Raw genomic sequence first — 23,212 nt, forward strand, 5'->3', positions numbered from 1 at the left:
AATTCGTCTGGGCGCGCCGAGTGCGTTTCAGCGCAGGTGCACCGCGGTCGCGGCGCGCCGGAGCTTGCCCGACGACGTCTTCGGCAGGGCGCCGGGGCCGAGGACCGCGACCGTGCGCGGGCGCGCGCCGACCTCGGCGAACACCTCGTGGACGATCTCGCGCTCCATCCGCTTCACCTCGTCGGGTTCCTGGTAGTCGTTGGATTCCACCACCACCGCGAAACTTTCGCGCTTCTCGCCCGCGTCCAGGCGCACCGCCACCGCGTTGCCGGGACGCACGCCGGTCACGCGCAGCGCGGCCCGCTCGATATCGGTCGGGTAGATGTTGCGGCCGCCCATGATGATGACGTCCTTCATCCGCCCACACACCACGATCAGGCCCGCGTCGGTGAAGTAGCCGATGTCGCCGGTGTCGAGCCAGCCCTCCTCGTCCTGGGCGGGCCGGAATCCGTCGACGGTCACGTAGCCCGAAGTCACCGCGGGACCGCGCAATTCGATGATGCCGACCGTGCGGACCGGCAGCGGCTGCCGTTCGGTGTCGACGACGCGGCCCTCCAGATCGTCGACGAGATGGCCGAGCGTCGGCAGTCTGCGCGGCGTGCCGTGGTGGCCGGTCTCGGCGACCGGCACCGCCTTGCCGACGGCCTCGAGCAGATCCGCGTCGATGATGTCGAGCACCATGCCGTGGCCGCAGTCGGGCACCGACACGGCCAGCGTCGTCTCGGCCATGCCGTACACGGGGGTCAGCGCCATCGGGTTGAGCCCGAAGTGCTTGCCCGCCTCCGCGAGCGCGATCATCGTGTCCGGGTCGACCGGTTCGGCGCCGTTCCACATGTATCGCACGCTGGACAGGTCCATCGACCCCGGCTCGGCCTGCCGCAGCCGCCGGGCCAGCAGCGAGTAGGCGAAATTCGGTGCCGCGGTGACGGTTCCGCGGTACTTGTCGATCAGCTCCGCCCACAGCAGCGGCCTCGCCAGGAAGTCCAGCGGGGTCACGCAGACCACCTCGGCGCCGAATTGCATGGGCACGCTGAGGAATCCGACCATGCCCATGTCGTGGAACAGCGGCAGCCAGCTGATCATGACGTCGTCGTCGAGCTGGAACTTCACGCGATTGAACATCGCGCGCGCGTTGACGTTGAAGTTGCCGTGGGTGATGCGCACGGCCTTGGGCGACCCCGTCGATCCGGAGGTCAACTGCTGCAGGGCGATATCGGATTCGGTGGTCGGCACCGGATCGGTGTCGGGGCCGGAGTGCAGGTCCTCGATCTTGACCACGGTGATCCCGCGTTCGAGCAGCACGGGTTCGGCGGCGGCGAACGGCGCGCCGAGCACCACGGCCTTGGCCTCGATCATGCCGAGCACGGTTTCGGTGTCGCGCACCCAGACCGCGAGATCGGTGCGCGGCGTCGGCTGATGCAGCATCGTGATGGAGGCGCCACGCATCCAGATCGCCTGACAGACCGGCGCGATGTCGACGGGCAGCCCGGCGAGCACGCCGACGGCGTCACCGTGCTCGATCCCGGCGGCCGCGAGACCACCCGCCATCCGCCGCGCCTGGCGATGAATTTCCCCCCAGGTCTGCCGCAGCGGCGCCTCCGGTTCCCCGGTGACCAGCCCCCGTGGGCTGGTCAGCGCTGTGGCAAACATTTCGTCGGTGAACCTGCTCAACGTCGGACTCCCTTTACGCCAACGATCGGTTACGGCCGTGCTCCCAACAGAAAATCCCCGCCCGCCCAACGGGTGTTAACCCCGACTGACACCCGAGCACCCTCGCCGATCAGCTCTCGGCGGCGAAGGGGGCAGCGTAGCGGTCCACATATGGTCTACCCGATAGTGCCGACTTTTCCCGCATCAGCTGAACAGTTGCCACTCTGACCTGGGCGCGATGAACCGCTGCCGCGGCGCCCCTGTAGGCGTGGCAACGCGTGGCGCCCCGGTGCGACCACGATAGACCTGCCGTCGATCGGCCGTGTGCCCTCCTGGTGAATTGCCTTGGCGCAGTTCGTTGCCCTCGGCAAGGACCCTGGCCGACCGGGTCGTCTGCCCGGCTAGCGGGTGATGTCGGCCAGGGTGGCTACGAAGCGGTCGAGGTCGTCGGTGGTCACGAAGTAGTGGGGGGAGGCGCGGACGATGGCGGGGAGGGCGCGGGCGGTCATGTCGAGGAGGGTGGAGCCGGCGTGGCTGACGGTGACGGTGACGGCGTGGTCGGCGAGGCGGTCGCGTAGTTCGACGGGGTCGTGGTCGTCGGCGGTGAACGAGACGATGCCGCTGTGTTCGGTGCCGAGGTCGCGGACGGTCACTCCGGGCAGTTCGGGCAGGGTTTTGCGGAGGTAGTCCGCGCGCTCGGCGACGGCGGCGTAGACCTCGTCGGGGCCGAGGGCGAGCAGGTAGTCGACGGCGGCGCCGAGGCCGAGGCGGGCGGCGACGTCGCATTCCCAGAATTCGAAGCGGGACGCGTCGGGGGCGAGGCGATATTCGCGCTCGCTCACCCACTCGGCGCTGTGCAGGTCGAGCCTGGCCGGTTCCATTGTCTGCGCCAATTCTTCGCGGAGGTAAAGGAATCCGGTGCCGCGTGGGCCGCGCAGCCACTTGCGTCCGGTGGCCGAGAGCGCGTCGACGCCGAGTTCGGCGACATCGATCGGCAGCTGGCCGATCGACTGGCAAGCATCGAGCAGGACAAGCGCGCCCGCCTCGTGGGCGATCCGGGTGGCCTCGGCGACGGGGTTCACCAGGCCGCCGTTGGTGGGCGCGTGCTGGAGCGAGACCAGCCGTACCCGCTCGTCGAGCATGGCCGCGAGCGCGTCGGTGTCGAGGCGGCCGGTGTCGTCGCTGGGGATGTGCTCGACCACCGCGCCGGTCTGCTTGGCGCGCTGGAGCGCGGCGATCGCGTTGCTGGCGTAGTCGGCGCCGGAGATCAGGACGCGATCGCCGGGGCGCAGGGGTAGCGAGTAGGCGAAATCGGCCCACGACCGGGTAGCGCTGTCGCTGAGCGCGATGGTGTCGGCGGTGGCGCCGATGAGGGTCGCGATCGAGGTCTTCACCGCGGCGAGGTCATCGAGACGTTCGTTTGCTGCACGATAGCCACCGATCTCCGCTTCCCGGTGCAGATGGCCGATGACGGTGTCGGTGACCACCCGCGGTGGCAGCGAGGATCCGGCGCTGTCGAGGAATACCTGTCCGGTGGCAAGTCCGGGGGTGGCGGCTCTGATCGCGGCGAGATCCATCATGGCGACGACCCTAGCGTCCCGAGGCGTTCCCCAATTCGTCACTTTTCCTGTCGGTGCCCGTCGCTACTCTGGAATGAGTCGGTTGCACGAACACGCGAATTCCCCCGATGGAACACAGCACGCGGAGGTTGGCATGGCGGTCACTCTGGAACGTTCTTCGTGGCCTGATTCCGCCACTGACCAGGGCGAACTATCGTCCAGAGCGGCGGCGGAGGCCTATGTCGGCGGTGTCTGCTTCAAGCTCGGACCACCCGCGCTGATCGGCGCCGAACTGGAGTGGCTCACCGCCGGGCCCGCCGGTGCGCGCCCCTCGCTCGAGCTGATGGCAGCGGCCCTCGGGCCACACGCGCCCACCTCGATCGCCCCGGCTTCGGCCGCGGCACCCCTGCCCGGCGGGAGCATGGTCACCCTCGAACCGGGTGGTCAGATAGAACTTTCCAGCGCCCCGTTCGCCGATACCGAGGCGCTGACGCGGAATCTGCGCGCTGATGCGGCCCGTTTGCGGGACCTGCTCGCCGCCCACGATATCGACATCATCTCCGCCGCCGCCGATGCCGATCGGCCCGCCGGGCGGCTGCTCAGGCTCCCTCGCTACGCCGCCATGGAACGCCGGTTCGCCGGTGTCGGTCCGTTCGGCGGCCTGATGATGTGCAATACCGCCGCCACCCAGGTCAGCGTCGACGCGGGCGTCGATCCCGACGAGGTCAGGGCGCGCTGGACGGCGCTCTACGCGCTCGGACCGGCCCTGATCGCCGCCTTCGCATGCTCGCCCGTCCTGCACGGCGCACCGCAGGGCGAGTGGGTCTCGCAGCGGATGCGCACCTGGCTGCGGCTCGACCCGTCCCGCACCCGCCCACCGGTCGCCGACTGGGGTGATCCGATCACGGCCTACGCGCACTGGGCGCTGGACGTGCCGCTGCTGTGTGTGCGCTGCACAGAGCGCGACGCCGACTGGTCGCCACCGCCGGGCGCCACCTTCGCCGACTGGCTGGCGGGCGCACTCGACGACGAGGTCGGTCGCAGACCGGGCATCGCCGACCTCGACTATCACCTGACCACCCTGTTCCCACCGGTCAGGGCCTCGGGCCACCTCGAGGTCCGCTACCTCGACACCCAGCCCGGCGATACCTGGACCACCCCGATCCACGTCGTCGACGCGCTGTTGTCGACACCGGCGGTGGTCGAGAAGGCGACGGCCATCGCCGCCCCGACGGCAGGAGAGTGGCTGGGCGCGGCACGCACCGGACTGCAGGACCCCGAATTACGTCGAGCCGCAGTCGATCTGCTCGAGCTGGCCGAGCAGCACGCCCGGTCAGATACTGCCGCACGGGAATTGGGACTCGCCGCCCGCCGATGTCGGTCCGGCCGCAGCCCGCTCACCGTGGCGCAGCCGGCACGCAACGGATCGTGACGATCCCGCGCTTCGATCCCGATGTCGTTGTCGCCCCTCTTCGTTCGGAGCTGATCCCGTGACTCTTTCCGCCCCCACCGACCACAGCGGCCGCGACCGCATGCGCGAGCGGATCGCCGAAGTGCTGCAGCGCGCCCGCAGCCGCACCGCCACCCTCACCGACAGTGTCGACGAGGCCGACCTCGTCGCCCAGCATTCGCCCCTGATGAGCCCGCTGGTCTGGGATCTCGCGCACATCGGCAATCAGGAAGAACTCTGGCTGGTCCGCGACGTCGGCGGCCGCGAGGCCGTCCGGGCCGATATCGACGAGCTCTACGACGCGTTCAAGCACGCCCGCGCGAACCGTCCCGCGCTGCCGCTGCTGAACCCTGATCAGGCGCGTGGCTACGTCGGCACGGTGCGCGACAAGGTCTGGGACGTCCTGGGTTCCAGCGCGCTGTCCGGTGACCCGCTGGTGGACAACGGCTTCGCGTTCGGCATGATCGCCCAGCACGAACAGCAGCACGACGAGACCATGCTCGCCACCCATCAGCTGCGCCTCGGCGCGCCGGTACTGTCCGCGCCGCCCGCGCCCACCGCGCAGGCGCCGATCGGCGGCGAAGTCGTCGTTCCCGCAGGCGAATTCCTGATGGGCACCTCCGCCGACCCGTGGGCGCTGGACAACGAACGCCCCGCCCACCCGGTGCACGTGCCCGGCTTCGCCATCGATGTCGCGCCGGTGACCAACGAGCAGTACCTGGCCTTCATCGCCGACGGTGGCTACGAGCGGCCCGAACTGTGGTCGGATCGGGGCTGGGCGCACCGGCAGGAGGCCGGGCTCGTCGCACCACAGTTCTGGGAGCGCGACGGCACACAGTGGACGCGCCGGGCCTTCGGTGTCAGCGCACCGCTGCGGCCCAGGCAGCCGGTGGTGCACGTGTGCTGGTTCGAGGCGGAGGCCTACGCGCGCTGGGCGGGCAAGCGATTGCCGACCGAGGCCGAGTGGGAGAAGGCGGCCCGATTCGATCCGGCCACCGGAGCGTCGCGCCGCTATCCGTGGGGCGAGGACACGCCGGACGAGCGCCTGGCCAATCTCGGTCAGCGACACCTCGAGCCCGCCGACGTCGGCGCGTACCCGGCCGGTGTGTCGGCGACCGGCGTGCACCAGCTGATCGGCGACGTCTGGGAATGGTGCGCTTCGGGTTTCGAGGCGTATCCCGGATTCCGCCCGTTCCCCTACCGCGAGTACTCGGAAGTCTTCTTCGGCGGCGACTACCGCATCCTGCGCGGCGGCTCGTTCGGCACCGACGAGGTCGCCTGCCGCGGTACCTTCCGCAACTGGGACCACCCGATCCGTCGCCAGATCTTCGCCGGGTTCCGCCTGGCCCGCGACCTGAGCGAGGACGAACGCTGATGGCCGGGCTGGACTACGCGCGCTATCAGGCGGCACGGTGGGAAGGCGGATGCTGATGGGCGGGCGAGATTTCGCGCGCTGCCGACCCGCGCGGCACGAGGGTGGACGCTGATGTGCAGGCAACTCGGATACGTCGGCCCGCCGGTGGCGGTCGGCGAACTCGTCGTGCGCGGCCCCCAGTCGCTGTACGTGCAGTCCTGGGCGCCGCGGGAGATGCGCGGCGGCGGCACGATCAACGCCGACGGTTTCGGCGTCGCCTGGTGGCGTCGCGCCGAGGTGGGTGTCGAGGGCACGCGTGACGCGGTCACCAGATACCGCAACCCCGCGCCGATCTGGACCGATCCGGCCGTCACCGAGGTGCTCGGGCAGGTGGAGTCGCGCGCCGTGCTCGCCGCCGTCCGGTCGGCCACCGTCGGTATGCCGGTGGAGCGCGCGGCCTGCGCGCCGTTCGTCGACGAGCACTGGGCGTTCAGCCACAACGGCGTCGTCCCCGACTGGCGGACAACACTGGCGCTCGCCCTCGCCGACCTTGACGAGATACTGGCCTCCGCACCAGGACTCGATGCGCCCCCCGGTTCGTTACATGCCCAGGGAAACGGTGCGGTGCCGTCGGGTTCGTCTGCCGGGGCGTTTTCCGGCGCGGAGTACGCCGGTGCAGCGCAGTCCGCCGAATCGGTGCGGATCCGCCCCGATGCCGCGCCCCTGTTCGGTTCGGCCGCTGCGCTGTTGCAGGCCGAGGCGCTCACCGATTCCGCGGCGCTGTGGGTTTTGCTTCGTGGCCTGCTCGGGGCGATCCGACCCGGCGGCCCGGTCGCCGACGCGGCCGACGCATTGCGCCTGCTGACTACCGCGGTGTTGCGGCACCAGCCCAATGCCCGCCTGAACCTGTTGCTCGGCAACGGGACCCAGCTGTGGGCCACCACCTGCTGGCACGCGCTGTCGGTCCTCGTCGCCGACGACTACACCGTGCTGTGCTCCGAACCGTACGACGACGATCCACGGTGGCAGCCGGTCGCCGATCGCCAACTGGTGATCGCGGGCCCCGGCCACTGCACCATCACCGCTCTCGAGCTTCCCGTCACCGAAAGGGTCCGTTCATGACCGCGCCGCTGCTGGACATCCACCTCACCGACGACGACCTCACCGCGGCCTTGCGCACCGACGCCCGCACCGGCCTCACCGCCACCCCGAAATCGTTGCCGCCCAAATGGTTCTACGATGCCCGCGGCAGCGAGCTGTTCGAGCAGATCACCGAACTGCCCGAGTACTACCCGACCCGCACCGAGCGGGCCCTGCTGCAGCGGGTCGTCGGCGAGATCGCCGCGGCAGCCCGCCCCGAGGTGCTGGTGGAACTCGGGTCAGGCTCGGCCGCCAAGACCCGCCTGCTGCTCGACGCGCTCAGCGCCGAAGGCTCTCTGAAAACCTATGTACCGCAGGATGTCTCGGCCTCGGCGCTGCGTGGCGCGGCCGGCGAGATCGCGACCGAGTACCCGAACCTGGCCGTGCACGGCGTCGTCAGCGACTTCACCGACACCCTGCACAATCTGCCGCGCGGCGGCCGCCGGATGATCGCCTTCCTCGGCGGCACCATCGGCAACCTGGTGCCCGCCGAGCGCGCCGAGTTCCTGTCCGGCATCAACGAGGTGCTCGAACCCGGCGAGCTGCTGCTGCTCGGCGCGGGCCTGGTGATCGACCCGGCCGTCCTCGTCCCCGCCTACGACGACGCCGCCGGCGTCACCGCGGAGTTCAACCGCAATGTCCTGCACGTGCTCAACCACCGCCTCGGCGCCGACTTCGACCCGGACAGGTTCGAGCACATCGCGCTGTGGGACGCCGAGAACGAATGGATCGAGATGCGCCTGCGCGCCACCGAGGCGATGACCGCCACCGTCGCCGACCTGGACCTGACCGTCGACTTCGCGGCGGGCGAGCAGATGCGCACCGAGATCTCCGCCAAGTTCCGCCCCGACGGCCTGCGCGCGGAACTCGACGCCGCGGGCTTCACCACGGTACACACCTGGACCGACCAGGACGACCGCTTCGCCCTGGTCCTGGCCGAACGACGCTGAGGGCTACAGGTCGAGCTCGTCGGCGAGGTATTCGCCCGCGGTGAGGTTCTCGTCGCCCTCGAGGTCGCGTTCGACGCCTTCTTCGCCGTTGATCGCGTCGTCGTAGAGGTCACCGTCGACGCCGTCGTCGCCGACTATCCGGACGGCGGAGACCTCGGCAGGGCGTTCGTCCTCCTCGACGGCCTGGCGGGCGGCGCCGTTCTCGGTCCACTCCTCGCCGACTTCCTCGTTGATGCCGAGGAAGCCGTCGGCGTCGGCTTCGTGATTGCGGATCACGTAGTCCTCCGGCGGGTCCTCGACGTACCGCTCGTATTCGACGATGTCGTCGGCCTGATCGTCGTCGCCCATGTCCATGTCCAGCGGTTCACGGCTCATAAGCCCAGTATCGGCCTCCGGTCGGCCTCCGTCACCGTAGCCACGCCCGGTAGTCAGTGCTCGACGCCCTCGAAGACGCCGGTGAACCACTCGACGAGCGGCCGCAGGTCGGTCCACGCCCGCCGGATCTCGGTGGCCGCCGCCGGGGTGGTCAGCCAGTCGGGCGCGCCGAACTCCCGGCTCGCGATGAGCGACTTGTGGCGCAGCAGGTCGATACGGGGATGGTCGATGGAGTAGCTCTTGGGCTTGGTCTTGAGGCGGTCACCGCCGATGGTGTACCCCGCCGCGGTCGCCGCCGCCAGGATCGCCTCGAGCTCGGCGCCACGGACGTCGTCGTCGATGGTGGCTCGCAACGTCGCCAGCGCCGCGGGCGACATCTGGTAGCAGCCGCCCGCGACGAACAGCCCCGCCGCGTTGATCTGCACGTACCAGCCGACACCGGGCGCCGTGCCCGCCACCGCGCCCTGATGGTTCTTGTACGGCGTCTTGTCGGCGGAGAAGCGGACGTCGCGATAGGGCCGGAAGATCTTGGCCTGCCCGAACTCCGGTTCGAGTTCGGCGGCCAGCGCCGTCATCGGCGCGCGCACCGCCTCGTCGTAGGTCTGCTTGTGCGCGGTCCAGAATGCCTTGGAATTGTCGGCCTCGAGGTCCTCGTAGAAGTCGAGGGCCGCCAGCGGGAACCCGGTGAAAGCGTCCATCGATGCAGTATCGCCCGCGCCGGTCAGAGACCGCCGAGCGCCACCACGAACAGCACGACGGCCAGCGCGGCCAGCGCCGCGACGACACCGTTGGCGATCGCCGCCCATTTACCCATCTGCTCGCCCTTGGCGTGCCCGACGATCCCGAGCACGATCCCGGTCGGCGCCGTCACCAGGATCGGCAGCCCGCACAGCATCGCCCCGCCGACCACCGACGCCGCGACACAGCAGAAGCTGAGGATCGACCAGATGGGGGTGGTGTCGGCATACCCGTAGCGCTGCATCGGCACGGGCTGATAGGGCAGCGGATACCGCGGCGCGCCATAACCGACCTGGCCCGGAACGGGATACGCCCGCGGGTAGACCGGCGCGGGCGGTGGCGGCGGATACGGCGGCAGCTCGACCGGCGGCGCCGGACGTTCGATCCCGGCCCACGGCAGCTCGGGCTGGGCGGGCGCAGGCGGTGGCAGTTCGGCGGGCGGGGCGTCGTCCACCCACATCCGCTCGGTCGGCGCGGGCGCGTCCTGCACCCGCGGCGCGACGGGATCCTTGCCCAGCTCTACCCGGCGTTCCGGTTCGGTCCCCATGGCGTCCCCCTCGCTCGTCCTGGGTTCCATGCCTACCACGCACTCGGTCCTGGCACCAGAAACGGCCCCTCAGCTGCTGCCGAAGGGCCGTTCCGTCATAGCGTCAGTTACGCGTTGCCGTTGAAGAGTCCCGTGACCGAGCCGTTCTCGAAGACCTCGCGGATGGTGCGCGCCAGCAGCGGCGCGATGGACAGCACGGTCAGCGTGGGGAACTTCTTCTCCTCGCTGATCGGCAGGGTGTTGGTGATGACGACTTCCCTGGCACCGCAGTTGGCCAGGCGCTCGGCCGCCGGGTCGCTCAGCACGCCGTGCGTGGCGGCGATGATGACGTCGCCCGCACCGGCCTCCTTGAGGACCTTCACCGCACCGGCGATGGTGCCACCGGTGTCGATCATGTCGTCGATCAGCACGCAGGTGCGGCCCTCGACGTCACCGACGACGCGGTTGGACTTCACCTGGTTGGGCACCAGCGGGTCGCGGGTCTTGTGGATGAACGCCAGCGGCGTGCCGCCGAGCGAGTCGGCCCACTTCTCGGCGACCTTCACGCGACCGGCATCGGGGGAGACGACGGCCAGGTTGTCCGACGGGTAGTTGGTGCGGATGTACTCCGAGAGCTGCACCAGCGCGTGCATGTGATCGACGGGGCCGTCGAAGAAGCCCTGGATCTGGTCGGTGTGCAGGTCGACGGTGATGATGCGGTCGGCGCCCGCGGTCTTGAGCAGGTCGGCGACGAGGCGGGCCGAGATCGGCTCGCGGCCACGGTGCTTCTTGTCCTGGCGCGCGTACGGGTAGAACGGCAGCACCGCGGTGATCCGCTTGGCCGAACCACGCTTGAGCGCGTCGATCATGATCAGCTGTTCCATCAGCCACTGGTTCAGCGGAGCCGGGAAGCTCTGCAGCACGAAGGCATCGGAACCGCGCACCGACTCCTCGAACCGCACGAAGATCTCGCCGTTGGCGAAGTCACGCGCGGTCTGCGGGGTGATGTCGACGTCCAGTTCCTTGGCGACCTGCTCGGCCAGCTCAGGATGTGACCGGCCGGCGAAGAGCATCAAGTTCTTCTGGTTGTCGATCGAGAACGCGGTCACTGCTGGTTGCCATCCTTTTGCTCGATTGTCTGATCAGACGTCTCGTTTGCCGCGATGGCATCCGCCGCCGCGCGCGCCGCAGCGGTTCCTGGACGGTAACGCTGCACCCAGTTCTCAATGATGCGCTGTGGCCCACCCGACACGGCCAGTGCCCCCGGTGGAACGCTTCTACGCAGCACAGTACCCGCTCCGGTATAGGCTCCGTCACCCACGGTGACCGGGGCGATGAACATGGTGTCGCTACCGGTCCGCACGTGGGAACCGACCACGGTGTGATGCTTGTTGACGCCGTCATAGTTCACAAAGACGCTGGAAGCGCCGATGTTGCTGTGCTCGCCGATGGTCGCGTCGCCGACGTAGGTCAGGTGCGGCACCTTCGAGTGCGCTCCGATCGTGGCGTTCTTGGTTTCGACGAAGGCGCCGAGCTTGCCCGCGTCGCCGACGACGGTGCCGGGCCGCAGGTAACTGAAGGGGCCGATGGTCGCGCCGTCACCGATCTCGGCGCGCTCGCCGTGGGTACGGATGACGCTCGCGCCCGCGCCGACGACGACGTCGGTGAGCGTGGTGTCCGGCCCGATCTCGGCGTCCTCGCCGATGTGGGTCTCGCCGAACAGCTGGGTGCCGGGCCGGAGCACGGCGTCACGCCCGATCCGCACGGTCGCGTCGATCCAGGTCGTCGCCGGATCGATGATCGTGACGCCCGAGCGCATGTGCCGTTCGAGGATGTACCGGTTGAGGGTGGCGCCCGCCTCGGACAGCTGCACCCGGTCGTTGACCCCGGTCACCTTGTTGGAGTCGACGAGTCGCGCGCCGTGCACGGGATGCCCGGCCTCGCGGGCCAGCCGCAGCACATCGGTCAGGTAGAGCTCGTGCTGTGCGTTGGCGGTCGACAGCCTTCCGATCATCGTGCGCAGCACGGAGGCGTCGAAGGCGTAGACGCCGGAGTTCACTTCTTTGATCTTGGCCTGGGCCGGCGTCGCGTCGGCGTGCTCGACGATCTCGGCGACCTGGCCGTCGGCGTCGCGCACGATCCGGCCGTAGCCGTTGGGGTCGTCGGGGACGAAGGTCAGCACGGTGACGGCGGGCCGTTCGGCGTAGCTGCGGTGCTCGTCGAGCAGCGCGGCGAGCGTGTGTCCGTCCAGCAGCGGCACGTCGGCCGAGGTGACGAGCAGATCGCCGTCGAAGTCCGTCGGCACCGAGCTCAGTGCGCACTGCACCGCGTGGCCGGTACCGAGCTGCTCCTCCTGCACCGCGCTGACGATCTCGCGGCCGAGGTCCTTGCCGACCTCGGCGACGGCGGCGCCGACCTTGTCGCGGTCATGGCCGACCACGGTGATCAGGTGGGTCGGATCGATCTCGGCGGCGGCGTGCAGCGCGTGCGAGAGCATCGACCGACCGGCTAATGGATGCAGCACTTTCGGAGTCTTCGACCGCATTCGCGTCCCAGCACCCGCTGCGAGAACGACGACGGCGGTCTGCGGTGGCATGGATCTCCCTCGGCTGCCTGTCAGCGAGTGTGCTGTGGCGGGTTCGGTCGGTGATGGTGCGGGCCGACGATACGTCACTGTGTCCGTGTGCTCCGCCGCCAGGACTCGAACCTGAACTATCTGAACCAAAATCAGAGGTGCTGCCATTACACTACGGCGGATCGCCACACCAGTGGGCCGTGAGAGCCCACCACTGTGCTACGGCACGGCCATGATCCTCGCACAGTTCCCGCCTCCCCGGAAATTCTGGCTGGCCCGCCTCTCCGAAAATTTTGGCCGGACTGAGGTGCGGGGTGAGCTCGGGACGCGGCAAGCCTTGTTGAGGTGGCAAGTTGGCCCGTACCCGCGGCGGGTGGGGTGGGGTCTGCGGTGGGGTGGGGTGATGGTCTGAGACAGTTGTAGGACTGTCGGGCGGTAGGAGAGCGGGGAATCTGGTGACTGAACCGGGGCGGATCGCTAGACCGAGGATGACCGGTACGCAGCGGCGGCAGCAGCTGATCGAGATCGGTCGCGCGTTGTTCGCCGAGCGAGGGTATGACGCGACATCGATCGAGGAGATCGCGCAGCGTGCGCAGGTGTCCAAGCCGGTGGTCTACGAGCATTTCGGCGGCAAGGAGGGTCTCTACGCGGTGGTCGTCGACCGCGAGATGTCGATGCTGCTGGACATGATCACCTCCTCGCTCACCCAGAATCGCTCGCGGGTCCGGCTCGAGCAGGTGGCGCTGGCGCTGCTCACCTACATCGAGGAACGCACCGACGGCTTCCGGATCCTGGTGCGCGATCAGCCGGCCGCCAATGCCGACGGCCGCTATTCGAGCCTGCTCAACGAGGCGGTCAACCAGGTCGCGCACCTGCTGGCCGGCGATTTCGCTCGCCGGGATCTCGACACCAGTCTCGCCCCGCTCTACGCGCAGGCACTCGTCGGCATGGTGTCCACCGCGGCGACGTGGTGGCTCGACGAGCGCGAACCACCGAAAGAAGTGGTCGCGGCGCATCTGGTCAATCTGTGCTGGAACGGATTGAGCCACTTGGAAGCCGAACCGGGGCTCAGCTCCGAATGGAATACCGGGCAGGCGCGCGGATCGGCGGGGTAACCGGACGATAGCGCCTACTGCCACAGTGAATCCAGGATTCGGCTGCCCCGTAGCCGCCTGGTGGTACGGTTCACCCATCCTTTTGGGTGCTGCCGGGCGGTATGTCGATCAAACTTCGGGATGTCGGTCTACTTCAGGATGGCTGGATTATTGGATGACAGGCGGATCTGATGGCTAGGCAAGCGCGCGCGGAGATCACCCGCGACTCCGTCCTTGCTGGCGCTGCCGATGTCTTTCTCCGTTTGGGCTACGCCAACGCGAGCCTCAGCGAAATCATCGCGCAGTCCAATGTGACCAAGGGCGCCTTGTACTTTCACTTCGGCTCCAAGGAGGAGCTGGCCAGGGCGGTGGTCGATCAGGGCAACGAGCGCCTGGTCGGCTCGTGTCAGGGATTCTTCGATTCCCGGGTACCCGCGCTGGAGGCGTGCATCGGGATCACCTACGTGGTGGCCGACCTGTCGATGAACGATCCGATGGTCGGGGCGATGCTCAAGCTCAACCATCAGATCGGCGACTATCGCGGCGCCCAGGGCGACAACATCGCCAAGGTCTGGAGCGAGACGTACCGGGTGCTGGCCGAGCGCGCCATCGCCCAGGGCGACCTGAACGCCGACCTGGACGCCGACGTGGTCGGCCTGCTGCTGCACGAGCTGACGGCGGGCGTGCACATCGTGGCCGTCGGCACCGAGTCGATGGACGAGATGGCGGCCAGGATGGAACGTGCCTGGTACTTCCTGCTGCCCTCGATCGTGCCGCCGGAGAAGCTGTCGTACTTCCGCGAGTTCGCCGCCCGCCGCCTGCGCCGCTACGTGCTCTAGACGCTGCGATCGGTGGCGAGCACCGCGCGCACGTCCGCCTCGTCGCCGGAGGTCTCGATCCTGACCTCGTTGCGGCCGAACGCGTGCAGCAACAGCTCCGACGGCCTGCCGGTGAGCACGACCTCGGCGCCGGGCGCCTTGTGCGCGGTGATCCGGTCGCCGTCCGGCGTCGCCAGCGCCACCGCGACGGGTGCCTTGCGATAGGCGGCACGGGCGACCGTGCGCAGCGCCGACCACAGCCGCGACTCGTCGTTCGCCGCCAATTCCCGTGGCGTCCAACCGGGTTCGGCGCGGCGGACGTCCTCGTGATGGATGAACATCTCGGTGAGGTTGGCGAACGCGTCGACCGGCCGCAGCGGTGACCACCAGGGCGGTCCGGTGCGGACCAGTTCGGCGAGTTCGGCGAAGGGCCGCTGCGCGATCTTGTCCTGGGTCGCGTCGAGGTATCCGGCCAGCGGCTTCACCAGGATGCCGAGCGAGGCATCCGGCCGACGTTCCCGGACCACCAGGTGGGCGGCCAGGTCGTGCACCGTCCAGGTACCGCACAGGGTCGGGGCCGAGGGCCCCGCTTCGATCATTGTCGCCACCAGGGCGTGGCGTTCCCGCTGAGCCAGACTCACGACCTCGACGGTACGCGGGCACGGGGGAAATCACCTCGTCGGGCGCGAACCCCGACATCACCGCGGCGGGGCAGGAGGCGTGCGCCGAACGTGTCGGGGCCGGTGATTAGACTCGACCCGGAACATCCCGTCTGCGTATCAGGAGCGTTCATGTCCTCCCTTCGTCCTCCGCTCGCCGGTCTGGCCGAGGCGGCTGGGGGTGACGCCGCGCTGCGGACGGTTGCCGACCTGGTCGGCAAGTCCGGGGTGGAACTGGTCGCGCCCTCGGCGGTGCGCCCGTTCGTCGCCGCGACGATCGCGGCCCAGCAGCCGCTGGTCGTTGTCACCGCGACCGGCCGCGAGGCCGACGACCTGACCGTCGAGCTGGCCGAGATGCTCGGCCCGTCGGTGGCGATGTTCCCGTCCTGGGAGACGCTGCCGCACGAACGGCTCTCGCCCGGCCCCGACACGGTGGGCCGCAGGCTCGAGGTGCTGCGCAGGCTGGCCCACCCCGACGACCCGGTCTACCCCGAGCCGCTGCGCGTCGTGGTGACCACGGTGCGCTCGCTGATGCAGCCGATGACGGCGGGTCTCGGCGATATCGAACCGATCGTGCTGCGCGTCGGCACCGACTACGACTTCGACGCCTTGCTCGCCCGCCTGGTCGAATTCGCGTACACCCGGGTCGACATGGTCGGCAAGCGCGGCGAGTTCGCCGTGCGCGGCGGCATCCTCGACCTGTTCCCGCCGACCGCGGATCACCCTGTGCGCGTGGAGTTCTGGGGTGACGAGGTCACCGAGCTGCGCCCGTTCTCGGTGGCCGATCAGCGCTCGCTGAGCGAGCACACCCTCGACACCATCGTCGCGCCGCCCTGTCGCGAACTGCTGCTCACCGAGCCGGTGCGCGAACGCGCCGCCGCCGTCGCCGCCGACAACGCGGCCGATGCCGCCCTGGTCGAGATGCTGGACAAGATCGCCGAGGGCATCCCGGTCGACGGCATGGAGGCCCTGCTGCCGGTGCTCGCGCCCGGCAAGCTGAGCCTGCTCACCGAGGCGCTGCCCCCGGGCACCCACCTGCTGCTGTGCGACCCGGAGAAGATCCGCACCCGCGCCGCCGATCTCGTGCGCACCGGCGAGGAATTCCTCGAAGCCTCGTGGACCGCAGCGTCTTTCGGTAGCGACGCGCCGCTGGGCGCGCACGGTCTAGACCTGGCCGCCTCCGGCTACCGCAGCCTGCCCGAACTGCACACCAGCGCCGACGAACTCGGCATGCCGTGGTGGACGCTGAGCCCGCTCAGCTCCGGTGATCCGGTCGAGGTGAACCTGCCCGTGCTGGCCGGTCCCACCGCGCGCGGGTCCGAAGAACTGGTCGCCACCATGTTCGCGTCGCTGCGCGCGCACGTGGCCACCGGCGGTCGCGCGGTCGTCGTGGTGACCGGACACGGTACGGCGCAACGCATTCTGGAACGCCTCGCCGACGCCGAGGTGCCCGCCGCCGCGCTGGCGGCGGGCGCGGTGCCGGAACCGGGCGTGGTCGGGGTGCTGTGCGGTTCGCTGCACGACGGCCTGATCTTCGACGACGCGAGCCTGGTCGTCGTCGCCGAATCCGATCTGACCGGCAACCGGGTCACCGCACCCACCGAGGGCAAGCGGCTGCCCGCCAAGCGCCGCAACCAGGTCGACCCGCTCGCGCTCACCGCGGGCGACATGGTGGTGCACGATCAGCACGGCATCGGCCGCTTCGTGGAGATGATCGAGCGCACCATCGGCGGTGCCCGCCGCGAGTACCTGGTCATCGAGTACGCGCCGAGCAAGCGCGGCCAGCCCGGCGACCGGCTGTTCGTGCCGATGGAATCGCTCGACCAGCTGTCCCGCTATGTCGGCGGCGAGTTGCCGAGCCTGTCCAAGCTCGGCGGGTCCGACTGGGCGAACACGAAACGCAAGGCGCGCAAGGCCGTTCGCGAGATCGCCGGCGAGCTGGTGCAGCTCTACGCGGCCCGCCAGGCGGCGCCGGGTCACGCCTTCGCCCCGGATACACCGTGGCAGCAGGAGATGGAGGACGCGTTCGCGTTCACCGAGACCGTCGACCAGATGACCGCCATCACCGACGTCAAGGCCGACATGGAGAAGGCGGTCCCGATGGACCGCGTGGTGTGCGGCGACGTCGGCTACGGCAAGACCGAGATCGCCGTGCGCGCCGCGTTCAAGGCTGTCCAGGACGGCAAGCAGGTCGTTGTTCTCGTGCCGACCACCCTGCTGGCCCAGCAGCACCTGCAGACCTTCACCGAGCGGGTAGCCGGTTTCCCGGTGACGGTGAAGGGCCTGTCGCGGTTCACCGACGCGGCCGAGTCCAAGGAGATCATGGCCGGGATGGCCGACGGCACGGTCGACATCGTGGTCGGCACGCACCGGCTGCTGCAGACCGGCGTGCGCTGGAAGGACCTCGGCCTGGTCGTCGTCGACGAGGAGCAGCGCTTCGGCGTCGAGCACAAGGAACACATCAAGGCCCTGCGCACCCATGTCGACGTGCTCACCATGTCGGCCACCCCGATCCCGCGCACCCTGGAGATGAGCCTGGCGGGCATCCGCGAGATGTCGACCATCCTCACCCCGCCCGAGGAACGGCACCCCGTCCTCACCTATGTCGGCGCCTACAACGACAAGCAGGTCACCGCCGCCATCCGCCGTGAGCTGATGCGCGACGGTCAGGTGTTCTACGTGCACAACCGGGTGTCCTCGATCGACAAGGCGGCCAAGAAGATTCGCGACCTGGTGCCCGAGGCGCGCGTCGTCGTCGCGCACGGGCAGATGAACGAGGACCAGCTCGAGCGCACCGTGCAGGGTTTCTGGGAGCGTGAATACGACGTGCTCGTCTGCACCACCATCATCGAGACCGGCCTCGACATCTCCAACGCCAACACCCTCATCGTGGAACGCGCCGACTCCCTCGGCCTGTCGCAGCTGCACCAGCTGCGTGGCCGCGTCGGCCGGTCCCGCGAGCGCGGCTACGCCTACTTCCTGTACCCGCCGGAGAAGCCGCTCACCGAGACCGCCTACGACCGCCTGGCCACCATCGCCCAGAACTCCGATCTCGGCGCCGGTATGGCCGTGGCGATGAAGGACCTCGAGATCCGCGGCGCGGGCAATGTACTCGGCGCCGAGCAGTCCGGCCATGTGGCGGGCGTCGGCTTCGACCTGTACGTGCGCCTGGTCGGTGAGGCCGTCGAGGCGTATCGCGCGGCCGCCGACGGCAAGCCGATCGTCACCGAGGAGAACAAGGAGGTGCGCATCGACCTGCCGGTGGACGCGCACATCCCGCCCGACTACATCGCCAGCGACCGGCTGCGGCTCGAGGCCTACCGCAAACTCGCCGCCGCGCAGGACGATGCGGCGCTGGCCGCGGTCGTCGAGGAGCTCGTCGACCGGTACGGCCCGCTGCCGGTGGAGGTCGGCAGGCTGGTGTCGGTGGCCAAGCTGCGCCTGCTCGCCCGCGCCTACGACGTGTCCGAGATCGTGGTCACCGGAACGACACTCAAGATCGCGCCGCTGACGCTGCCCGATTCCAAGCAGCTCCGGCTCAAGCGGCTCTACCCGAGCGCGACGTACCGTGCGGCCAGCGGCCTGGTGCAGTTGCCGCTGCCGCGGGTCACCGACAGCGTCGGCGCCGACCGGGTGCGCGATGTCACCGTGCTGCAGTTCGTCGCCGATCTGCTCCTGGCGCTGGACGGCAAACCGCAAGGCATGGTCGATCTTTCGGTGCCGACGGAAGCGACGCCGGTCTGATGGGCGGCGAGACCCAGGAGGCGGCCGACACCGCCGTCGTCGCGGCCGGTCTCGCGGGCGCGGTCGAGGTGATGGACCGGCTGTGGCATTTCGGCGGCTGGGAGACCACCCAGACCCACGACTCGCTGCGGCCCTACCTGCTCGAGGAGACCTACGAACTGCTCGACGCCATCCAGGAAGGCGACTACGAGACCATCAAGGAAGAACTCGGCGACCTGCTGCTGCAGGTGCTGTTCCACTCCCGGATCGCCGAAGCCGCAGGCGAATTCACCGTCGACGAGGTCGCCGCGACGCTGGTGGGCAAGCTGGTCAACCGCAGCCCGCACCTGATCGCGGCCGACCTGCCCGCCGGCACCTCGGTGGCCGACAAGATCGCCGCCCAGGAAAAGGCATGGGAGGAGCGTAAATCCGCGGAGAAGTCGCGCCGCTCCTGCCTCGACGGCATCGCCATGGCCCAGCCCGCGCTGGCGCTGGCCGAGAAGGTGCGCGCACGCAGTGCCAGAGCCGGTCTGCCCGAGGAGCTGGTTCCGGAAGCGTTGCGCGTAGTCGAGCTCGGCGGGCCGGATTCCGCCGAGGAACGCCTGCGTAAGGCCACCCTCGACTTCGCCACCGCCATCCGCGCCGCCGAGGACAATGCGGAAACCGCACGTGGCGAACGTCTCCCGTTGACGGCGCGGGAATGGCGCGCCTACTGGCCGAAATAGCTACCGGTCAGCTAATCGGACTGTTCGCGCAGGTGACGGCTGAGACGTTGCTGAGATCTGCCGGACAATCCGGCGCGAGCCAGCGAGCAAGTGGCACACCGATTTAGACTCGGGGGTGCGCTCGCCGTTCGCGGCGGGCCACGTGGTGTCCGACGATCGTCGAGGTGAGGTAGATGGCAACAGAAGTCGATCCGGCAGGGCAGGATTACATGACCGATCACCCCGAGCTCGACGTGTTGCCGGTGTGGCCGCAGGAGACGATCGCGGTGCTGGTCACGACCGATCCCGCGCCGCACGCGATTCCCGTGTCGTGGCCGGTGCGCGCGGGCGACCGGCGGATCCTCATCAGCCTCAAGTCCGATCGCGGCTCGCTGGCCCGGCTGCGGGCCCAGCCCGAGGTGGCCCTGCTCATCCTGGGCGGCGGCAATGTCGCGCTGTGCGCGCGCGGACGGGCGAAGGTGATCGCCGAGCAGATGCCGTCGGCGGAGGACTACACCGCCGTGCAGCTCGACGTGGACGTGATCGACGACCATCGGCAGTCGGCCTTCGCGGTGGACCGCGGCATCCAGCGCACCGTGCTCGACGCGTCCGAACTGCGCGCACTGGAGGGCCGGGTCGAAACCCTGCGGACCTGGGCAGAGAAAGGAAACTGATATGACTGTCACGCTCGCCAAGGGCGGCAATGTCTCGCTGTCGAAGCAGACCGACAACCTCACCAAGGTGGCGGTGGGTCTGGGCTGGGACGTGCGGACGACGACCGGCGCCGATCACGACCTCGACGCCAGCGCGCTGGCGACCGGCGCCAACCTGAAGGTGCTCTCCGACCAGCACTTCATCTTCTACAACAACCTGCGTTCGCCGGAAGGCACCATCGAGCACACCGGTGACAACCTGACCGGCGCGGGCGATGGCGACGACGAGGTGATCAACGTCGACCTGGCCGCCACGCCGCCGACGATCACCAACATCTTCTTCCCGGTGTCGATCCACGACGCCCAGGCTCGCGGCCAGTCCTTCGGCCAGATCCGCAACGCCTACATTCGCGTCACCGACGCCAACACCGGCGTCGAGCTGGCCCGCTACGACCTCTCCGAGGACGCCTCCACCGAGACCGCCATGGTTTTCGGCGAGCTGTACCGCCACAACAACGAGTGGAAGTTCCGCGCGATCGGCCAGGGCTACGCCTCCGGCCTGGCAGGCATCGCCAGGGACTACGGCGTCAATATTTGATGCGGGCCGGGGCCCGCGTGTTCGCGGCCCCTCCTGTCCCGCCGGTCAGGCACCGTTGCTTGCTCCTTCGTCGCCTACGCAACGGCGCCTGACCGGCGGGACGGCCGCGAACCGCCGGTGCGCGGCGGACCCTCCTCGAGGTCGGGTCGTGCGGGGTACTAAAGCGATTGGGCGGCGGGTACGCGCACTGCCTGTGCCGTGCTCGCCTGGTCGAGCAGGGCGAAGTACTTGCGCAGCATGAGCGCGGCGGTGGTGGCCAGGCCTGCCGTGAGGCCCCACCAGACGCCGGCCGCGCCGAGGCCAAGCGGGAAAGCGAACAGCAGGGCCGCGGGGAGGCCGACGCCCCAGTAGCCGACCAGCGACAGCCGGAAGCCCGCCGAGGTCTCCTTGAGCCCGCGTAGCAGCCCGGTGCCGATGTTCTGCGCGGCGTCGAAGAACTGCAGCACGATGCCGATGAGCAGCAGGGTGTGCGCGATGGCGATCGTATCGGTGTCGCCGGAGTCCAGGAACGGCGCGAGTACCAGGTCCGGCGCGGCCACATAGACCACGCCGGTGACCGCGGCGACGATGCCCGCGTGTCGCAGCGCCACCCAGGCCAGGTTCTTGGCGTGGCCGTACTCGTCGCGCGAGACGGCGTGGCTGACCAGGATCGACGCTCCGTGCGAGATGCCGATCGCCACCTGGAACACGATGTAGATGATCTGGTAGACCACATTGTGCGCGGCCAGCGCGGCAGGGCCGAAGCTGCCCATCACCAGTGCGAGCACCGAGAACATGCCCGCTTCGGAGCCGTAGGTGAGCGCGATCGGGGTGCCGAGGCGCAGTTCCTCACGCACGGTCGACCAGCGCACCGGCCACGGCGTCGACGGCAGCGTGCGGCCGAGATGCGCGTCGCGGCGCACCATCGCCCAGAACACGCCGAAGGTGATCAGGAAGACCAGCGAGGTCGCGATGCCGACACCGGTCAGCCCGAACGCGGGCAGGCCGACCCAGCCGTGGATGAAGGTGAGCGCGAGCACCAGGTTCAGCGCGACCGAACCCAGCGTCACCAGCAGCAGCGCCTGCGGTCGCTGCATGCCGACGGTGTACTGGCGCAGCACCTGGAACCACAGGCACGGCAGCAGGCCGGGCGCCAGCGCGATCATCATCGGCCTGGCGAGGGCGAGCACACCCTCGTCCTGACCCAGCCACGACAGCGCCCAGCCGAGCCCGATCAGCACGGCTCCACCGAGCAGGCCCGCGAGGGTGGCGATGACGAACGCCGCGCGCACCACGCCGCGCACCTCGTCGTCGGCCGAGTCGCCGCGTTTACCGGCCGCGCCGAGCGCCCCGGCGATCTGGTTGCCGGTGCCGGTGATCAACCCGACGCACATGGTGCGGATCTGGTTGAACAGCACCAGCGCCAGGCCACCGGCGGCGACCTCGGCCACGCCGAGGGTGCCCATCAGCGCGAGATTCGTCGTCGACACCGCGATCTGCGCCAATTGCGTGAGCGCGATCGGGGTCGCCAGCTTGGCGAGTGCGCTGCTGTCGGTGATCTTCCCGCTCACCGGCGCCCCTCGGCATTCGAGCTGTGGCGCGCGATCGCGCTCACCTGACCTCCAGCAGTTCGTCGTGGCGCCGCAGCGGCGAGTAGCGGCGCAGCAGCGTGGTGATCTCGCATTCGGCGGCGGGGTCGAGCAGGCCGCGCGCGGCCATCCAGTCGTCGTCGAACACGGTGTCGAGATATTTCTCGCCACCGTCGCACACGATGGTGACCACGGTCGACCCGGCCGGGAATTCCTCGAGCCGCGCCAAGGCATTGTGCACCGAACCGCCCGCCGAACCGCCGATCAGCAGACCGTGTGTCCTGGCGACGGCCCGCGCGGTGGCGAAGGCGTCGACATCGCTGACCTTCACGCCCTCGTCGAGCTGGGAGTAGTCGACGGCGGTGCCGATGGTCGCGCCGGGCGGGGTCCCGGTGCCCGACTGCCAGTACGGGCCGCCCTCGCCGCCGAAGGCGATGGAGCCGACCGGCTCGACGCCGATGACCAGTGCGGGTTTGCCGAGCTCGCGCAGCCGGGTGGCCGTGCCGAACAGCGAGCCGCCGGTGCCGACCGCCGAGAGCAGGATGTCGACCCGCTCGACCTCGGCGAGCAATTCCTCGGCCACCGCGTAGTAGCCGACGGCATTGGCGTCGTTGTTGTGCTGTTCGGTGAAGTAGGCGTCGTCGCGGGCGGCCGCCATCGCCTCGGCGAGATCCTCTCGTGCCGAGGTGGCCAGCTCGTCGTCACCGTCGTCGGCGACGAACACCAGGTCGGTGCCCATGGCCCGCATCGCGCGCAGTTTGTCCTTACATGCGTGGTTGTCGACCACGGCGGTGAATCGATAGCCACGTTCGGCCGCGACCACCGCCAAGCCGAGTCCGGTGTTGCCGGACGTCGACTCGATGATATGCCCGCCATCGCGCAGCAAACCCCGCCGCTCCGCGTCGAGCACCATCGACCTCGCCATTCTGATCTTGGCGGCGCCGGTCGGGTTGAACTGTTCGAGCTTGAGCAGCAGCCGGGTCCCGGAGTCGGTGACGGCGAGTTCGAACAGGGGAGTGCGGCCGATCAGATCCGTCACGCGCGTGACGAGAGCCATGGGAAATTCCTCCATCGGATT

At 69.3% G+C, this 23,212-nt stretch carries 20 protein-coding genes and 1 tRNA gene; 10 read left to right on the forward strand and 11 right to left on the reverse strand.

The annotated features are described in order from the left end of the window. Window positions 1–27 precede the first annotated feature (27 nt). A complete protein-coding gene (locus IEY60_RS08965) occupies window positions 28–1,671 on the reverse strand; it encodes a fatty acyl-AMP ligase (protein ID WP_189026007.1) in 1,644 nt (547 codons plus the stop codon). A 380-nt stretch (window positions 1,672–2,051) separates the two neighbouring features. Then, the gene (locus IEY60_RS08970) at window positions 2,052–3,230 is read right to left on the reverse strand and encodes an aminotransferase class V-fold PLP-dependent enzyme (protein WP_189026009.1); all 1,179 of its coding nucleotides are present in this window, start codon (window positions 3,228–3,230) and stop codon (window positions 2,052–2,054) included. Between the two features lie 133 nt (window positions 3,231–3,363). Between IEY60_RS08970 and egtA the strand changes: the two genes are divergently transcribed. From egtA to egtD, 4 genes are all read left to right on the forward strand, one after another. Continuing rightward, window positions 3,364–4,641: an ergothioneine biosynthesis glutamate--cysteine ligase EgtA gene (gene egtA, locus IEY60_RS08975; protein ID WP_189026011.1), complete on the forward strand. Its 1,278-nt coding sequence runs from the start codon at window positions 3,364–3,366 to the stop codon at window positions 4,639–4,641. Window positions 4,642–4,741: 100 nt separating this feature from the next. Next, a complete protein-coding gene (gene egtB, locus IEY60_RS08980) occupies window positions 4,742–6,034 on the forward strand; it encodes an ergothioneine biosynthesis protein EgtB (protein WP_189027408.1) in 1,293 nt (430 codons plus the stop codon). Between the two features lie 111 nt (window positions 6,035–6,145). After that, window positions 6,146–7,135, forward strand: a complete 990-nt coding sequence (locus IEY60_RS35595) for a class II glutamine amidotransferase (protein WP_229739661.1) — start codon at window positions 6,146–6,148, stop codon at window positions 7,133–7,135. Further along, window positions 7,132–8,103 (forward strand): L-histidine N(alpha)-methyltransferase, encoded by a 972-nt coding sequence (gene egtD, locus IEY60_RS08990; protein ID WP_189026013.1) that lies wholly within the window; start codon window positions 7,132–7,134, stop codon window positions 8,101–8,103. Before IEY60_RS35595 ends, egtD begins: the two co-directional genes overlap by 4 nt. A gap of 3 nt (window positions 8,104–8,106) precedes the next feature. Here the strand turns inward: egtD and IEY60_RS08995 are convergent, their stop codons facing one another. The 6 genes from IEY60_RS08995 to IEY60_RS09020 form a co-directional block, all read right to left on the reverse strand. Beyond that, window positions 8,107–8,478: a hypothetical protein gene (locus IEY60_RS08995; RefSeq protein WP_189026015.1), complete on the reverse strand. Its 372-nt coding sequence runs from the start codon at window positions 8,476–8,478 to the stop codon at window positions 8,107–8,109. Between the two features lie 53 nt (window positions 8,479–8,531). Further along, window positions 8,532–9,176 carry a DUF2461 domain-containing protein gene (locus IEY60_RS09000; RefSeq protein WP_189026017.1) on the reverse strand — a complete coding sequence of 215 codons (645 nt, stop codon included), beginning with the start codon at window positions 9,174–9,176 and terminating at the stop codon, window positions 8,532–8,534. A gap of 23 nt (window positions 9,177–9,199) precedes the next feature. Further along, a complete protein-coding gene (locus IEY60_RS09005; protein ID WP_189026019.1) occupies window positions 9,200–9,763 on the reverse strand; it encodes a hypothetical protein in 564 nt (187 codons plus the stop codon). A 107-nt stretch (window positions 9,764–9,870) separates the two neighbouring features. Further along, window positions 9,871–10,851 carry a ribose-phosphate diphosphokinase gene (locus IEY60_RS09010; protein WP_110039788.1) on the reverse strand — a complete coding sequence of 327 codons (981 nt, stop codon included), beginning with the start codon at window positions 10,849–10,851 and terminating at the stop codon, window positions 9,871–9,873. Next, window positions 10,848–12,338, reverse strand: a complete 1,491-nt coding sequence (gene glmU / locus IEY60_RS09015) for a bifunctional UDP-N-acetylglucosamine diphosphorylase/glucosamine-1-phosphate N-acetyltransferase GlmU (RefSeq protein ID WP_189026021.1) — start codon at window positions 12,336–12,338, stop codon at window positions 10,848–10,850. Before glmU ends, IEY60_RS09010 begins: the two co-directional genes overlap by 4 nt. A gap of 90 nt (window positions 12,339–12,428) precedes the next feature. Further along, window positions 12,429–12,499, reverse strand: a tRNA-Gln gene (locus tag IEY60_RS09020). A gap of 306 nt (window positions 12,500–12,805) precedes the next feature. Between IEY60_RS09020 and IEY60_RS09025 the strand changes: the two genes are divergently transcribed. Next, the gene (locus tag IEY60_RS09025; protein WP_189026023.1) at window positions 12,806–13,432 is read left to right on the forward strand and encodes a TetR/AcrR family transcriptional regulator; all 627 of its coding nucleotides are present in this window, start codon (window positions 12,806–12,808) and stop codon (window positions 13,430–13,432) included. 170 nt (window positions 13,433–13,602) lie between these two features. Beyond that, window positions 13,603–14,250: a TetR family transcriptional regulator gene (locus tag IEY60_RS09030; RefSeq protein WP_189026025.1), complete on the forward strand. Its 648-nt coding sequence runs from the start codon at window positions 13,603–13,605 to the stop codon at window positions 14,248–14,250. On the opposite strand, the gene IEY60_RS09035 is transcribed toward IEY60_RS09030, so the two are convergent. After that, window positions 14,247–14,870, reverse strand: a complete 624-nt coding sequence (locus IEY60_RS09035; protein WP_189026027.1) for a TIGR03085 family metal-binding protein — start codon at window positions 14,868–14,870, stop codon at window positions 14,247–14,249. The two genes, IEY60_RS09030 and IEY60_RS09035, sit on opposite strands and share 4 nt — an antisense overlap. 150 nt (window positions 14,871–15,020) lie before the next feature. On the opposite strand from IEY60_RS09035, the gene mfd reads away from it, so the two are divergent. The 4 genes from mfd (at window position 15,021) to IEY60_RS09055 (ending at window position 20,566) form a co-directional block, all read left to right on the forward strand. After that, window positions 15,021–18,632, forward strand: coding sequence for a transcription-repair coupling factor (gene mfd / locus IEY60_RS09040; RefSeq protein ID WP_189026029.1), 3,612 nt, complete (start codon window positions 15,021–15,023; stop codon window positions 18,630–18,632). Then, window positions 18,632–19,336: a nucleoside triphosphate pyrophosphohydrolase gene (locus tag IEY60_RS09045; RefSeq protein WP_189026031.1), complete on the forward strand. Its 705-nt coding sequence runs from the start codon at window positions 18,632–18,634 to the stop codon at window positions 19,334–19,336. The genes mfd and IEY60_RS09045 overlap by 1 nt, the downstream gene beginning before the upstream one ends. Window positions 19,337–19,509: 173 nt before the next feature. After that, a complete protein-coding gene (locus IEY60_RS09050; RefSeq protein WP_229739662.1) occupies window positions 19,510–19,989 on the forward strand; it encodes a hypothetical protein in 480 nt (159 codons plus the stop codon). A gap of 1 nt (window position 19,990) precedes the next feature. Then, a complete protein-coding gene (locus IEY60_RS09055) occupies window positions 19,991–20,566 on the forward strand; it encodes a TerD family protein (protein ID WP_189026033.1) in 576 nt (191 codons plus the stop codon). A gap of 158 nt (window positions 20,567–20,724) precedes the next feature. Here the strand turns inward: IEY60_RS09055 and IEY60_RS09060 are convergent, their stop codons facing one another. Both IEY60_RS09060 and IEY60_RS09065 read right to left on the reverse strand, forming a co-directional pair. After that, window positions 20,725–22,116 carry an MATE family efflux transporter gene (locus IEY60_RS09060; RefSeq protein WP_189026035.1) on the reverse strand — a complete coding sequence of 464 codons (1,392 nt, stop codon included), beginning with the start codon at window positions 22,114–22,116 and terminating at the stop codon, window positions 20,725–20,727. Window positions 22,117–22,156: 40 nt separating this feature from the next. Beyond that, the gene (locus tag IEY60_RS09065; protein WP_189026037.1) at window positions 22,157–23,191 is read right to left on the reverse strand and encodes a PLP-dependent cysteine synthase family protein; all 1,035 of its coding nucleotides are present in this window, start codon (window positions 23,189–23,191) and stop codon (window positions 22,157–22,159) included. Window positions 23,192–23,212: the final 21 nt, after the last annotated feature.

Origin of the sequence: Nocardia rhizosphaerihabitans (genome assembly GCF_014646295.1) — a bacterium.
Taxonomy (GTDB): Bacteria; Actinomycetota; Actinomycetes; order Mycobacteriales; family Mycobacteriaceae; genus Nocardia; species Nocardia rhizosphaerihabitans.

Coding starts and splice junctions, on each gene's coding strand:
- glmU (WP_189026021.1), bottom strand. CDS start 12,338: ATGCCACCGCAGACCGCCGTCGTCGTTCTCGCAGCGGGTGCTGGGACG.
- IEY60_RS09065 (WP_189026037.1), bottom strand. CDS start 23,191: ATGGCTCTCGTCACGCGCGTGACGGATCTGATCGGCCGCACTCCCCTG.
- IEY60_RS09050 (WP_229739662.1), top strand. CDS start 19,510: ATGGCAACAGAAGTCGATCCGGCAGGGCAGGATTACATGACCGATCAC.
- IEY60_RS09025 (WP_189026023.1), top strand. CDS start 12,806: ATGACCGGTACGCAGCGGCGGCAGCAGCTGATCGAGATCGGTCGCGCG.
- IEY60_RS09030 (WP_189026025.1), top strand. CDS start 13,603: ATGGCTAGGCAAGCGCGCGCGGAGATCACCCGCGACTCCGTCCTTGCT.
- IEY60_RS35595 (WP_229739661.1), top strand. CDS start 6,146: ATGTGCAGGCAACTCGGATACGTCGGCCCGCCGGTGGCGGTCGGCGAA.
- egtB (WP_189027408.1), top strand. CDS start 4,742: ATGCGCGAGCGGATCGCCGAAGTGCTGCAGCGCGCCCGCAGCCGCACC.
- IEY60_RS09000 (WP_189026017.1), bottom strand. CDS start 9,176: ATGGACGCTTTCACCGGGTTCCCGCTGGCGGCCCTCGACTTCTACGAG.
- IEY60_RS08970 (WP_189026009.1), bottom strand. CDS start 3,230: ATGATGGATCTCGCCGCGATCAGAGCCGCCACCCCCGGACTTGCCACC.
- IEY60_RS09055 (WP_189026033.1), top strand. CDS start 19,991: ATGACTGTCACGCTCGCCAAGGGCGGCAATGTCTCGCTGTCGAAGCAG.
- egtA (WP_189026011.1), top strand. CDS start 3,364: ATGGCGGTCACTCTGGAACGTTCTTCGTGGCCTGATTCCGCCACTGAC.
- IEY60_RS08995 (WP_189026015.1), bottom strand. CDS start 8,478: ATGAGCCGTGAACCGCTGGACATGGACATGGGCGACGACGATCAGGCC.
- mfd (WP_189026029.1), top strand. CDS start 15,021: ATGTCCTCCCTTCGTCCTCCGCTCGCCGGTCTGGCCGAGGCGGCTGGG.
- egtD (WP_189026013.1), top strand. CDS start 7,132: ATGACCGCGCCGCTGCTGGACATCCACCTCACCGACGACGACCTCACC.
- IEY60_RS09005 (WP_189026019.1), bottom strand. CDS start 9,763: ATGGGGACCGAACCGGAACGCCGGGTAGAGCTGGGCAAGGATCCCGTC.
- IEY60_RS09045 (WP_189026031.1), top strand. CDS start 18,632: ATGGGCGGCGAGACCCAGGAGGCGGCCGACACCGCCGTCGTCGCGGCC.